Raw genomic sequence first — 13,921 nt, 5'->3', positions numbered from 1 at the left:
GTGTTATCCCTCCAATTCCTGCTGCAATTTCTCTAGACCTTGATCAAGGTCTAGTGCCGTCGGAACATTTTCTAGCTTAATGCCCATGTCGATCAGCGTAATTGCAACAGCTGGTTGAATGCCCGTAAGGACAACCTTCGCCCCCATCAGGTTTGCCATATTCACAACATCCCCTAAAACTTTGGCAATAAATGAATCAATTGTTTCAACAGATGTTAAGTCAATCACGACCCCTTCTGAGCCTTCTTGATGGATTTTCGTTAAAAGATCTTCCTGAAAACGCAACGCCATTTGGTCATCTAATTCCACCTGTATGCTGATGAGTAGATACTGTTTGAGCTTCAAAATAGGAATTCTCATGTTTAACCTCCACGTTACTTATCCACCATTTTCTTTCCCAGTTGTTCAAGTGCTGCTTCGATGCCTTTCTGCAATGTACTTTTTGTAGGGAACTGTTGTAAGTTAATCCCTAAATTCACAATCGTTTGGGCGATCTCAGGGCGTATACCAACAAGAATACACTGAGCACCAACGAGGCGAACGGCCTCAGCTGCTTGAATAATATGATGAGCCACCATCGTATCAACCACAGGAACACCGGTAATATCAATGAGAACCACTTGAGATCTATGTTTAATCACACCATCTAATAGGTTTTCCATAATAAGCTTCGCTCGCTGTGTATCAATCGTTCCGATGAGAGGCATTACGGTAACCCCTTCAAATACAGGCATAAGCGGAGCGGATAATTCTAATAACGACAGCTTTTGCATTTCAATTGTATCTTCCCATGAACCTGTATAATCGTGGACAAGTTCATTCACCATTCTGTCGACCCATTCCTCTACTTCATAGAAATACTTCAACACTTGCTGTAAATCCTTCTCCTCCGCTAAAACGGCAAGTACTGTGCGGCGAAATGCCTGCAAGCCTTTCGTGAAATAAATGAGCGGCCAACCGCCTTGAATCAGCCGTTCTGTAAAGGGAGCCAACCGTTCGCCGGCTTCCTGTTGAGACGTTTGGATCGCAGCAAAAGTGTGCTCCATGAATTCCTGGCTTGTCCGCAGAAAAAGGTCATCTGATATTTTATCGAGATAGATTTCACTGCGAATTTCGTGTAATTCACTCTCCCATTGTTTCACTAGCTCATCTTTCTTCTCATTAACAAATGACACAATAAAGGATTCCATGACCTTCCCCCATTTTTCATTGTTACTGTTATTATTTCATGACACCTTCATACTTGCCAAGCTCACACATCTACTCTCATGTAAATAAGAGCGTTATTTGAAAAGTTCTCACAAAAACACAAAAAGCCTATACACCATTGTGCTAGACTTTTTAAGTTATTTCATATTTTTTGTTTCAACTTAGAAGTCGATTAGACCTAAACTAATAAGCAGGGCATCATTTACCTTCGACATCATATCATCGTCAAGATGGGTAATCTTGTCCGTCAGCCTCTGTTTATCAATTGTTCGAATTTGCTCAAGCAAAATAACGGAATCGCGATCGAAACCATAGCGCTTCGCATTAATTTCTACATGAGTCGGCAACTTCGCCTTTTGGATTTGTGCGGTGATTGCAGCCACAATGACAGTGGGACTGAACCGATTTCCAATATCATTTTGTATGACGAGAACCGGCCGAACTCCGCCTTGTTCAGAACCAACGACAGGAGACAAGTCGGCAAAGTACACGTCGCCTCGCTTTACAATCAAATTCTACACCCCACTTACTAAGCGATCTAGGGTGTGCTCAGCTTCCTCCTCAGCCAAAAAAGCTTCAGACGCAATATTAAGATTAATTTTCGCCATCTCTAAGTAGCCTTGCTGCATTTTTTCACGAATTTGACGTTTTTTTCGTTCACGTAAATACATTTTTGTGGCTTGAGAGAAAAACTCACTCCGATTAACCTTCTCTTGTTTAATAACGCCGTCCACTTCATTTAGCAAATGTTGTGGTAAATTCACGACAATTCGTTTTGTGCTTGATTCTGACACAAAGGACACCCCCAACATCACCTTCAACCTAATCATTCAATCATTCTAACTTATCATAGCATTTGCGACAACCGATTGCAAAGAGCCTTTTCAACTAAACAGGCTATATTTTTCGGCAAAACTCCCTATTATTCTCATGGGGATAGACGTCAAACGAATGATTGACGGAGAGCTGATACACCCTATATCCGACTCACAAAAGGTTATTTTTAACAGATATTATTTGTCCATCTCGAAAATATATACGCGGTACCCGCCACGAAATCACGCAAGGAATTTCATAGTTAATGGTGTTTAGCCGTTTTGCTACTTCGTCCATCGTAATTTGCTTCCCATCACTTTCCCCGATTAACGTTACTGTATCGCCAATTGAATGTTTTTTCGGTAAACGAATCATGCATTGATCCATACAAATCAGACCAACAAAAGGAGCCCGCTTTCCATCGATCAAAACATGCCCTCCAGCATTGGAGTGATGGCGAATCCAACCATCTGCGTACCCGATCGGCAGAGTACCAATCCATTCAGCACCCTCTGTCACATAAGTAGCTCCATAGCTAATGCCTTCTCCTTTCGGTAGTTTTTTCACGTTGGAGAGGCGGGATTTTAATGAAAAAGCCTGCTTTAATGGGAATGGAAGCTCATCCGTTATTTCAGGGGATGGGGTGAGCCCGTACATGGCGATGCCAAAGCGGAACATATTAAAATTTTTCTCAGGAAACCTAAGGCCTGCTGCACTATTGCCGCAATGAACGTACCGAATGGGCAACTGCCATTCACGAATGTACTCAAGCCACTGATTAAATCGTTGACATTGCTTCTTAAAATACGTTAAATCCTTCTCATCAGCTGTGGCAAAATGGGTAAAAACTCCTTCTAATTCAAAGCATTCGTGGGATGCGATAAAATCCATACATGAGCGAATATCCTCTTCTCGCCGTAATCCAATTCGTCCCATTCCAGTATCTAGCTTTAAATGAATGGCTAGCTTGTCTCTAGTGTGCAAGCGAGAGATCGCTTGTTCCAGCCAGTCCAATTGATAAACGGTTAACGTAATACGATGTTTGATGGCTAGCTGAACATGCTCAGCGTCCACTAGACCCATGACCAGAATGGGGGCATCGATTCCTGCTTTTCGCAATGCGAGGGCTTCATCTAAAAAAGCGACAGACAAATAAGACGCCCCTGCGCGTAAAGCAGCTTGACTGACTTCTACAGCACCATGACCATAACCGTTTGCTTTTACGACAGCCATCAAATTCATTTCCCTGTCTTTATAAAGACGAAGAGCGTTCGTTACATTTTGTTCAATCGCATCTAAGTCAACTTCTACCCAAGTGTCTCGATAAAAATGTTCCACGTCTCGTGCTCACCATCCTACACTACATCTTATCCCTAGATTATCAAACTCTTCCCTCCCATTGTCAATTCTCATTATGACCTTTAGAAAAAACCTTACTCATCGCTAAACCTCTTCACGGAGCGCTCGTTTTCCTTATTATTTTCACCCATTGTCGTAGGTAAACTTTCTTAATGTGCAAGCGAAAGCAAGCCCAGTCTATCCAGTGACTGAGCTTGCCCTCCTATTATTTTTCTTGGGTTCCATAGACTGAACGAGCAATCGCCATCATCTCTTCTTGATCCATATCTGGGGCTGCTAAGAAGAAATCGACACCGTTATAAGACCACATAATGGAATCCTCAGACATCACACCGACTGTGAAGCCGAGATCCACTGGTTCACCGTCTGCATGCATTGGCGTTGATGCCGGAACAATGCGGCTTTGCTCTTGGATAATGGTATAGGACTGTTCTCCACCATATTGGAGCACAACCCGCTTTCCGTCTTCTGTCTCAATTTCCTTCGAACCGATATACTCTGACCCTTGAGGCTCATACATCGGGTAATGGACAACAAACGGTTCGGACGGTTCAGCCATTGTCGGTTCATCGATTTGCGCCCCCGTCATATTGCGCTCCATTTCAAAGTCTCCCTCATTAAAGCTAGCCTCAAGTTCAAAATCTCTGAAATCAACTTGAACGAGTAATTCTAAATCCGCATTCATAATTTTGACTTGAACTGGTGTTAAATCTCTCTTATTCAAAGTAATCTCTTGAGCATGTAAGTTTTTGTTTTGATAATTGGTCTTTGTTTCAAAGACGTAATGATCCTCCGTAGACGTAAATGTGCGCTCCCCATCAATTAAAATGTCTTGGATTAGCGACTCATACAAATAGACTTGACTGCTATTCGTCGGCCAATCGCTTTGAAAACGGAAGCTTTTGTTTAACGATGGTGTCAACACAAACACACCGTCGTCATTACGAAGAATAATTTGACTTTGGTCTTTGTTTTCATTTTCTAACGCTACGCGGTAATAGCTCTTTTCTTGATGCCATACTTCCACATCATACGTTTGTGGGTCCTTTCCTGTTTGCAATGTCATCGTTGCATGGGTCTTATACCCGGACATGTCTGCTAACCGCTTCTCCAAATCCGTAACCACTTCATCTTGTGACTTCTCCCCGCATCCTGTTAGCAAAACTGCAAACATAAGGCCGAGGATCATAAACCAAGATACTTTTCTCAAATCATTTCACCCCTTCGTCTCATTTGAACGATTAGAAAACAACTCCACCCATTGGTCCGTTGTTTTCCTTTCAGCTACCGAGAAAAATAAAAATAAGGTGCACAATGAGGCACATTTCTTCTCTAGGTTAGCTGCTCACCCTAATCGCACTACATCTATATGAGACAAACTGGGGCAATATGCAGACTAGCTTGACAAGCGTTCCAAAATTACTTGAGCAATCGCATAAGATTGGCTATGGGAAATGGACACATGAATGGTCGCATCAAGATTCACACTTAAGACTGGCTTCCCACGCTCATCGGAAAGAACCTCCAAATCATGCCAGCCATACTCAGCGGAAATTCCTGTCCCTACAGCTTTCACAAATGCTTCCTTGGCCGCAAACCGCCCGGCAATATATTCGAGCCTTCTCCTTCTTGAAAGGCGAGCAAAGACTTCCTGTTCATTTTCAGTCAAAATCTTTTTTACGAACCTCGGATGCTTCTCAACCATACTCTGGATTCGTTCTAACTCAACGATATCGATGCCTGTTCCGATAATCATAGATCGCCCTCTTTTCTTCATAGTTACAACACCTAGGTAATATTATTAGTTGAATCCAAGCGACTCGCAACCATGTTTTGTTATACTATAAAGTGAAACTTCATTCTGCATCTCCACAGTTGCCTATTCCCACACACTTCGGGGCACACAAACGTTGCAACAGAACATGGCACACGCAGTTTTTGTTCGAACCGAATCACTCCATTAAAAGGAGGAACACGATGTTTATTCGCAACGAATCGTTTTACACATTCAGACGAAGTTACCCAATTATTACTGCCCTTGTCTTCATTCATATTGCTCTGTTTGTATGGATACACCTTTTACCTGGTGGCGCTTGGGTTTACGCAACAGGCGTTGGCTTTAATTTAGCTGTCAGCCAAGGTGAATATTGGCGACTCATTACTCCTGTTTTTCTTCATGTCTCGATCGGCCATCTCGTATTTAACTCGTTTGCCCTCGTCATTTTTGGGCCAGCCTTAGAGCGAATGCTAGGGAAAGGAAAGTTTTTGTTTGTCTATCTCCTTTCGGGGTTCATCGCTAACGTAGCAACCTATTATCTTGGCGGTCTTGCTTATCCGTATCATCTAGGGGCATCAGGAGCCATTTTCGGCTTGTTTGGTATCTTCGTATACATGGTTATTTATCGCAAGGACTTAATAGACCCAGCTAATACCCAATTGGTCATCACCATCATTATCATCGGCTTAGTCATGACCTTTTTGAGCTCAAACATTAATGTATTCGCCCATTTGTTTGGCATGATTGGCGGTGCAGCATTAGCCCCTATTGTACTTGCAAAAGCAAGACCCTTTTATGCGTTTGCTGTTGCTGCTGATGATCGGCAGGTTCGTTTTGATCCGAACCGTTGGAAAAAGCGACGCTTCACGAAAGGGATCGGAAAGAAAATTCTCTGGGTCGGACTCGGTTTACTAATTGCCATCGGGATCTTAAGCCGATTATTTTAAATAATTGTCAGCAGAACAAAAACGAAAAGAGCTCCCAATAAAGGGTAGCTCTTTTTCAAATTACTGAGACAATCCACTCACGAAAGTATCAACATTGTGCTTCATCATATCGATATAAGTTTCCGCACCTGATCCTTCTAAACCGACAGCATCGGTATACACTTCACCAGCAATATCTACACCAGAATCATTGGAAACTGTCGTCATGAAGCTTTTGTTTACCGTTGTTTCGACAAACACGGCTGGAAGGTCAAGTTCCTTTACAATGTCTACAACCCGCGAAATTTGACCAGGCGTCCCTTCTTCATGAGAATTCAGTTCCCAAATTCCTACTGTATCAAAGCCGTACGCTTCTCCAAAATAGCGATAGGCATTTTCGCTGATCACAATTGTGCGTTGTTCCTCTGGAATGGTCGTTACTTGATCATGAATCCAGTCCTCTAATTCCTGCAAATCTTGTAAATAAGCCTCGGCATTCGCCACGTAAATCTCAGCTCCGTCTGGATCCCTTTCGACTAAATCATCTCGAATCACTTCTACGTATTTCATAACATTTTTAACATCTAACCAAGCATGTGGATCCAGTCCGTCCGATTCTTCAAGTGGCAAAGCATCTATCGTTGGACTCACTTCTACGACATCCACATCTGATGTGTTTTCCACAAGTCGCTGTAACCATTCCTCTAAACCGAGGCCGTTGACATAAAATACGTCAGCATCAGAAACGGCTTGAAAATCACTTGGGACTGGTTCATACTCGTGGGGCTCCTCTCCAATTGGAACAATGTATGTGACGGAAGACCGTTCCCCCGCAATATTCTCAAGGACATCTCCCAAAATAGAAAAGCTTGTGACAATCTTTAAGCCTTCCCCATCCTCACTAGTACCCGTATCTTCTGCTCCGCATCCAGCAACGATTAGCGCAATGACCATCATGACAAAACTAAAACAAACCTTTTTCATCTTCATCCCCCTTCAATTTCACTAATAGCCAAAAAGTTTCCCCAAGGCAAAACAAGCTACAAAAAAATAGATTGTCTCAGGACAAACTTTTTTGTTCCTTTTAATTATTTTTACCTCACGCAACTTATTGTTTCATATTTTTCTCCATAAGTCTAGTGAAAATTAGTTTTTCTTTTTTATTTTAGTAGATAAAATTTCCAAATCATTAAGTTCTCTTTGTTCAGCAAACATGAAAAACACTACTAAAAAAATTATTAGTAGTGCTTTTCCACATCACCTAGAATCTTCTATTTGAATTGACAGCTGTTTCGTTTCGGACAGTAGGCATCACATTGCCCAATCACTTTGTAGATCGAACACCAAGAACGTTTGGCATAACAGATTGGAATGTCTTGCTCGGACGCTCGTTTTTTTAATACTGACGTTAAATTGTGGTTTATGTAATCCGTCAGGACTAAAATTAAATCCACATGGCTAGGAATTTCCTTTTTAACGGCCTTTACCTTTCTTCCTGTCACATGCATAATTTCACTAAAGCCGATTTCATTCAGTTTTTTCGGAATCGTTCCTAAGTGATCCGCACCAACAATCATAATCGAGGACATCCGCCTTCACACTCCTTTACTTGAAAATGATTCTCAATATGTTAGTTCTCATTTTAATTGATAATGATTATCAGTGTCAACAGTTTCCCTGAATAAATTTTTTGAATAAATCATGAACTCGCATATACATTCTTATGTTTTTCTTACTCTACGAACCGAACTCTTTTATACGCTAACAATTCAGCAAAACGCAAAAGCGTCGCCTATATACATAGCCACTGGCGAAGCACTGGAGAGAAAGGGTTCACGGATGATCGACGCCCTCGCTAGACAGCTCTCTATACTTCCTTATTGGAGAACTCGTCTTAGCACCAAGTTCTCACGTCAGAGTCTCCCCTTATGATAATTCCATTTCTTTTAAGGTACAAAAAAAACGCTAAGGGAAAAGCCTTAGCGTTAATAACAATTAATATTTCTTCAATAAATAACGAAGTGGCAACGCCGAAACAAGAACGATGAGTAAAGCAGCAGGTGCCGCCGTGTAATACGTCGCTTCACTCGTTTCAACCCAAATTCGAACCGCAAGTGTATCAAAGCCTGGTGGTCTCAATAGCAATGTTGCTGGCAATTCTTTTATCGAACTAACGAATACGAGTGCTCCTCCTGCTAATACCCCCGGCAAAATCGATGGAATAATGACGGTGAACATTACCTTCCAAGGCGGTTGGCCTAGACTGCGCGCCGCTTCATCAATGCGCGGTGAAATAAGGCTGAGAGAAGCATCCGTCGATTGCATAGCTTGAGGTAAAAATCTCACAACAAAAGCAATCGCAATTAAATAAAACGTATTATACAGTACAGGAATGTATTGATTAAATAAATAGATAATTCCGAGGGCTACGATTACCCCTGGAAGTGCATATCCTGCATAGCTTAACTTTTCGATAAAATGAGATACTTTTGATGGGTAACGTGATCGTAAGTATACAACTGGTAAAGCAAGCAGCATACAAAACAAAGCAGCTAATCCAGATACTTTTAAGCTGTTCCACGCATACCCCCAAAATTTTGCATCGAGAACCCCGCCTCCAACACCGATAACGGTCCAATAGACAAGGACGATCACTGGAAGCAAAACGGATATAGTGAACACGCCGGCGACAAAAAAGAATGCAGGCCATTTCCATTTGCCGAGAGATAATATCTCTGGCTCATGATAGCTGTTCGTTGTTTGATAGTATTTTTGCTTTTTTCGAGTACGTGCTTCGAGCCACAAAATGATGAGCGTGAGTAAAATCAAGACGACACTTAAAACCGTCGCAGAGACATTATCGTAACTTCCCATCTGATAATAGATTGCAGCTGTAAAGGTCGTATAGCGCATCATTGCGATCGCACCGAAGTCTGAGAGCACATAAAGAGCAACTAAGATCGCTCCTGCACCAATCGCTGGGCGAAGAAACGGAAGATTAACCCTCCACAACACTTGTCCTGTCGTCATTCCTTGCGCACGAGCCACTTCTTCAAAATTTCGATTCATTTTACGAAGCGATGCACCTGCAATCAAATAGACATACGGATACGTGAACATTGTTAAGACAAAAAATATGCCTGCAAATGTGTACACATCGATAGGATAATCACCAAATCGTTGCTGTAGCCACTCTTCTTGCTGCCAGTAACGCCATAGCCAACCTCTAGGGCCGAAAATAATGATGTAAGTGACCGCCCCAACATACGGTGGAATCACAAGCGGTAATGCAAGAAGCCACTGCCACATTTTTCGACCAGGAAGGCTTGTCCGATTCACGAGCCATGCTAGCGATACCCCAATCGCTACTGAAAACAATGTCACCATGACCGTTAAGGACAATGTATTCCAAAGTAATTGGGGAATTCGGGTATCTAACAGTCGGAGCCAGCGATCAGTACCTGCAAATAACGATTCCCACACGACATAAACAATCGGAATAGCCATTAACAATGCAGTCACAGCTGCAAAGCTTAGTAAAACAGCTCCTGGCGGGGAGCCATTCCAGAGTTTAAGCCAATATGTATTAAATAAACGGCGAGAGGTTGGTGAGCGATGCTCACCAACCTGGCGATGTCCAACCTTCTTTTTTTGTTTATGTGGATCAACATTCATGATGTGACATCTCCTACTCACCTATAGAAACGCTTTATAGATCAAGATCAAGACCAGCTTCTTCAATTAGTTCACGCGTATCTTCCCACACTTCGCCTAGTTTGCTTAACGGCATGTCATGCGTTTTGTAGTCACTAATCGTAGCCGCTCCTTCTGGCGCTTCAATTTCAGGGTTAATTGGTACTTCTAACGACTCAAAAGAGAATTCACGTTGATTTTCAGGAAGAAGAATCCACTCAAGGAAAGCTTGTGCATTTTCTCCGTTAGGTGCATCTTTAATTAAACCAACACCTGCAGCGTTCACAACCGCACCCATCTCATCGTCTCCTTGATCAGGGTAAATAACGCCTACATTGTTGTCTGTTGGCTCAAGTAATTGCTGATGGTAGTAGTAGTTGTTCACAAGACCAAATTTGAACTCGCCAGCACCAACGGCACGGCGAATGTCTCCATGACCCTCAAGAATTGCACCTGCATTGTCCTTCACTTGAGTAATCCATTCTTTTGTTTTTTCATCGCCCCACTCTTGGCGAAGCGCGGAAACATGTGCAATCATACTCCCGTTTCCTCCGCGGGTAATCGCAAATTCGTCTTCCCATTTCGGATCCGTTAATTCTTCAATTGATTTTGGCATTTCTTCTTCTGTGATTAGATCTTTATTATACATTAAAACGCGAGTACGTGCAGACAATGCAATCCAGGAATTATCTTCGGCACGATATTGCTCATCGATGGACTCAACGCCTTCTGGATCAGATCCTTCTAACAATCCTTCCAAACGAAGATGCTCAAGAGCACCGATGTCATTGGAAATAAAAATATCCGCTTGAACGTTGCCCGCTTCCCCTTTAATACGGTTCACTGCGTTGTCTCCTGCATGAAGGGGTTGTACGGTAATCCCTGTATCTTGCTCAAATTTTTCTAAAAGAGCATTAACGAAATCTTCGTTACGAGAAGAATAGACAACAAGCTCACCAGTGCCTTCAGCCACTTGCTCCTCTTGCCCTTCTTCCTCGGCACCTTCTGTTGTTTCTTCTGTTTCCTCTGCTGCTGGTTCTTCATTTCCTTCTTCTTCAGTTGCTCCGCATGCAGCAAGTGCGAATAAGGCAACTGCCATTAAAGCAAAAAACAATAGACGAAAACACTTTGCCATAATCTGAAATAGCCCCCTTGTGATCTTTGTAAAATGTTAACAATAATAAGAAAATAGTTAACGCTTTAAGTATATTGAGAATGATAATCGTTGTCAACCAGGTATTTTCTGGGTTGTTTTGTTTTTGAGCATATAATAAAGTGAAACAATATTCAGCGGGATTTTTTCATCCCCTATTGAATGATCGCTAAGTCTCCTACACGATGTGGACACATAGAAGTTGTCATAGTTGCCTTGTAGTGCGAGTCCTAGCTCCAGTTATACGGGGCAAAAATATGCCTTCCAACAGCAAGTTAAAGACTCCAACCGTATGGGAACAGTTGGAGTGTGCTGTCTCCCGTTTATTCCACGAGTGCTACGAGCTCTGGCGTTATATCAAACGAGACAACGATCCCTGGCTGAACATCTTGATCAATTGGCGCATAAAGGATCATCGGTTCAGTCGTCCCTGCTCCGAGGTTGACCACGACTTCCTGATATTCACCGCTATACGTTACCCGCTCCACTTTTCCAGTAAATCGCCCTTCTTCAGCCAACTTACAGCCTTCTGGTCGAATGGAAACCTTCACATTTTCAAGCATTACTTCTGATTGAGCAGGTAATGATACACGACCGATATGCGTATCGACATGCCGCATGTCTTCACATAACCGTCCTGATAGAAGGTTCGTTTTTCCTACAAATTGAGCCACAAAGCAATTTTTCGGACAGCGATACATCTCTCTTGGTGTGGCAATTTGCTGGATGACACCTTCATTCATGACAACCACCCGGTCAGCTACAGCAAAGGCATCCTTTTGATCATGTGTGACAATAATCGCCGTTGCATTGGCTTTTCGTAAGATCGTCGTCACTTCAAAACGCATTTTCTCACGAAGACCGGCGTCTAGGTTACTAAATGGTTCATCCATAAGGACAACGTGAGGCTTCGGTGCCAAAGCTCTCGCCAAGGCTACACGTTGCTGCTGACCGCCAGAAAGTTCATGTGGGTAGCGTGCCGCATAGTCAGCAAGCCCGACTAGCTCAAGCACTTCCTTCGCCCGCTCTCGTTTTGCACGTGTCCCCCATTTTGATAACCCAAACATGACATTTTTTGCAATTGTCAAATGAGGAAACAGGGCATAATCCTGAAAGACCATACCAATGCCACGTTTTTCTGGTGGCACAGTAAATTGATTTTCATATACAACCTCACCACCGATCTTAATCGAGCCACTCGTCGGTTGCTCAAAACCAGCAATCATACGTAAGGTTGTCGTTTTTCCGCAGCCACTTGGACCAAGCAGAGCGATAATTTCGCCTTTTTCAATTATTAAATGAACCGAATCAACAGCCGGTTTTAAAGTGTGAGGAAATGTTTTTGTTAAGTCGCGAAGCTGGATAAAGCTCATGGGGAACCTCCAAAACTCGATCTATCCCTCAAAAATGAGAATGATTTTCATTATGATTGATTATAGCATAGGCTCATGTACATCAGCAACGGAATCCTTATATTTAACCAAATTTTCAAACTTTACTCATCATATTAAAAGAGTAGTTTTCGGTTTTGTCGGGTAATAATGAAGAAGAGATTTACTTCTTCTTTCTTTTTTTGTACAGTTATAGACGCACAGAAACTTGTAGGCAGGTGAGGCGACATGGTGGCAAACATGACAGAAGATCAGCTTCTCGTTCTCATGATTAAATATCTTAAGGATTCTAAACGCGGTGCCCTGCAGCAAATGCTTGATGAGTTGCATCCTTACGACGTTGCACAGCTTTATCGCAGTTTACCGGATAAGCATCATCACAAGTTTTTAACCTTTTTAACACCTGATCAAATTGCCGATTTAATTCAAGAGCTTGATTCAGATATGCAAATCGAGATTTTGCACAGACTCGGGATTGAACGATCATCAAAGGTTATGAACCTTATGGACAACGATGACCTTGCTGACTTGTTGAATGAACTATCCGTTGAACGCATTCAAGAATTTCTCGATGCGATGAAAGACGATGAATCGGAAAAAGTTCAGTCACTTATGGGGTATGATCCAGAAACAGCTGGCGGCCTAATGACAAACCAATTCATTTGGATCAAAGAGGACTATACCGTTCGTCAGGCCGTAGACAAATTAAAAGATTACGCGAGCTTCAGCGAAAACATTTATTATTTGTATGTCATCAATGAGGAAAAGAAATTAGTTGGTGTTGTTTCGTACCGTGACTTATTAATTGCTCATATTGATGATAAAATTAAAGACATTATGTTTAACAGGGTCGTCTCTGTACCAGTTGATATGGACCAGGAAGAAGTCGCTCGAACGATTGAACGCTATGATTTTATTGCGATCCCTGTCGTTGATCAACAGAACACACTTCTCGGAATTATTACGGTGGACGATGTAATCGATGTTGTCATCCGTGAAGCGAACGAAGACATTGAAAAGCTATCTGCTTCTGGTAAAGATATTGACTTCCAGACGAAAGCGTTGACGGCTTCAGCACGCCGCCTTCCTTGGCTCGTACTCCTGTTGTTCATCGGGCTCGTATCAGGTAGCATCATTAGCAACTTTGAAGAAACACTTGAACAAGTCGTCGCTCTGATCTTCTTCATGCCGATGATTGCCGGAATGACGGGGAACACTGGAACACAATCACTTGCTGTTGTCGTTCGCGGGATTGTTACGCAAAACCTGGATCGAAAAACCATCATCCATCTCGTTTTCCGTGAGCTTCGAGTCGGTATCTTAATCGGTCTTACTTGTGGTGTTTTGATTTTTGTTATTGGAACGATTTGGATTAACATTACGTTAGGGTTTGTCGTTGGAGTCTCTTTGCTCCTTACGTTAATTACAGGGACATTGGCAGGAACGATCATCCCTCTATTTCTATATCGGATGGGAGTTGACCCTGCTGTCGCTTCCGGTCCATTAATTACTACCCTTAATGACATCTTTTCATTGATGATTTATTTCGGTATCGCAACCGCCTTCCTTACTCAGCTCCAAGGTCTATAAGATAAAA

At 42.4% G+C, this 13,921-nt stretch carries 14 protein-coding genes; 2 read left to right on the top strand and 12 right to left on the bottom strand.

Annotated elements, in window-relative coordinates; all coding sequences use genetic code 11:
* Positions 1–3: 3 nt before the first annotated feature.
* The 7 genes from FED51_RS02925 to acpS form a co-directional block, all read right to left on the bottom strand.
* Entirely contained in the window at positions 4–360 is a 357-nt protein-coding gene (locus FED51_RS02925; RefSeq protein WP_053432223.1) for an STAS domain-containing protein, read from the bottom strand.
* 14 nt (positions 361–374) lie between these two features.
* Complete coding sequence (locus FED51_RS02920) at positions 375–1,190, bottom strand: RsbT co-antagonist protein RsbRA (protein WP_053432222.1); 816 nt, start codon at positions 1,188–1,190, stop codon at positions 375–377.
* Positions 1,191–1,370: 180 nt separating this feature from the next.
* Entirely contained in the window at positions 1,371–1,721 is a 351-nt protein-coding gene (locus tag FED51_RS02915) for a type II toxin-antitoxin system PemK/MazF family toxin (RefSeq protein ID WP_010896700.1), read from the bottom strand.
* Positions 1,722–1,724: 3 nt separating this feature from the next.
* Complete coding sequence (locus FED51_RS02910) at positions 1,725–2,021, bottom strand: CopG family ribbon-helix-helix protein (RefSeq protein WP_041820192.1); 297 nt, start codon at positions 2,019–2,021, stop codon at positions 1,725–1,727.
* Between the two features lie 175 nt (positions 2,022–2,196).
* On the bottom strand, positions 2,197–3,363 hold the full coding sequence (alr, locus tag FED51_RS02905) for an alanine racemase (protein ID WP_053432221.1): 1,167 nt from the start codon (positions 3,361–3,363) through the stop codon (positions 2,197–2,199).
* Positions 3,364–3,589: 226 nt separating this feature from the next.
* Positions 3,590–4,594, bottom strand: coding sequence for a LolA family protein (locus FED51_RS02900; RefSeq protein WP_053432220.1), 1,005 nt, complete (start codon positions 4,592–4,594; stop codon positions 3,590–3,592).
* 186 nt (positions 4,595–4,780) lie between these two features.
* On the bottom strand, positions 4,781–5,140 hold the full coding sequence (gene acpS, locus FED51_RS02895; protein ID WP_010896696.1) for a holo-ACP synthase: 360 nt from the start codon (positions 5,138–5,140) through the stop codon (positions 4,781–4,783).
* Positions 5,141–5,361: 221 nt separating this feature from the next.
* Here acpS and FED51_RS02890 point away from each other — a divergent pair, with 221 nt between their 5' ends.
* Entirely contained in the window at positions 5,362–6,108 is a 747-nt protein-coding gene (locus tag FED51_RS02890; protein WP_053432219.1) for a rhomboid family intramembrane serine protease, read from the top strand.
* A 60-nt stretch (positions 6,109–6,168) separates the two neighbouring features.
* On the opposite strand, the gene FED51_RS02885 is transcribed toward FED51_RS02890, so the two are convergent.
* From FED51_RS02885 to FED51_RS02865, 5 genes are all read right to left on the bottom strand, one after another.
* Entirely contained in the window at positions 6,169–7,071 is a 903-nt protein-coding gene (locus FED51_RS02885) for a metal ABC transporter substrate-binding protein (RefSeq protein ID WP_053432218.1), read from the bottom strand.
* Positions 7,072–7,358: 287 nt separating this feature from the next.
* Positions 7,359–7,676 carry a DUF2325 domain-containing protein gene (locus FED51_RS02880; RefSeq protein ID WP_010896693.1) on the bottom strand — a complete coding sequence of 106 codons (318 nt, stop codon included), beginning with the start codon at positions 7,674–7,676 and terminating at the stop codon, positions 7,359–7,361.
* A 406-nt stretch (positions 7,677–8,082) separates the two neighbouring features.
* Complete coding sequence (locus FED51_RS02875) at positions 8,083–9,762, bottom strand: ABC transporter permease (RefSeq protein ID WP_053432217.1); 1,680 nt, start codon at positions 9,760–9,762, stop codon at positions 8,083–8,085.
* A 34-nt stretch (positions 9,763–9,796) separates the two neighbouring features.
* Positions 9,797–10,915, bottom strand: coding sequence for an extracellular solute-binding protein (locus tag FED51_RS02870; protein WP_053432216.1), 1,119 nt, complete (start codon positions 10,913–10,915; stop codon positions 9,797–9,799).
* A gap of 341 nt (positions 10,916–11,256) precedes the next feature.
* Complete coding sequence (locus FED51_RS02865; protein WP_053432215.1) at positions 11,257–12,306, bottom strand: ABC transporter ATP-binding protein; 1,050 nt, start codon at positions 12,304–12,306, stop codon at positions 11,257–11,259.
* A 246-nt stretch (positions 12,307–12,552) separates the two neighbouring features.
* On the opposite strand from FED51_RS02865, the gene mgtE reads away from it, so the two are divergent.
* Complete coding sequence (gene mgtE, locus FED51_RS02860; protein WP_041820189.1) at positions 12,553–13,914, top strand: magnesium transporter; 1,362 nt, start codon at positions 12,553–12,555, stop codon at positions 13,912–13,914.
* Positions 13,915–13,921: the final 7 nt, after the last annotated feature.

This window comes from Halalkalibacterium halodurans, assembly GCF_005671335.1.
Lineage (GTDB): Bacteria > Bacillota > Bacilli > Bacillales > Bacillaceae_D > Halalkalibacterium > Halalkalibacterium halodurans.
The sequence above is the reverse complement of the archived record's forward strand: the minus strand, read 5'-3'. Positions and strand labels throughout refer to the sequence as shown.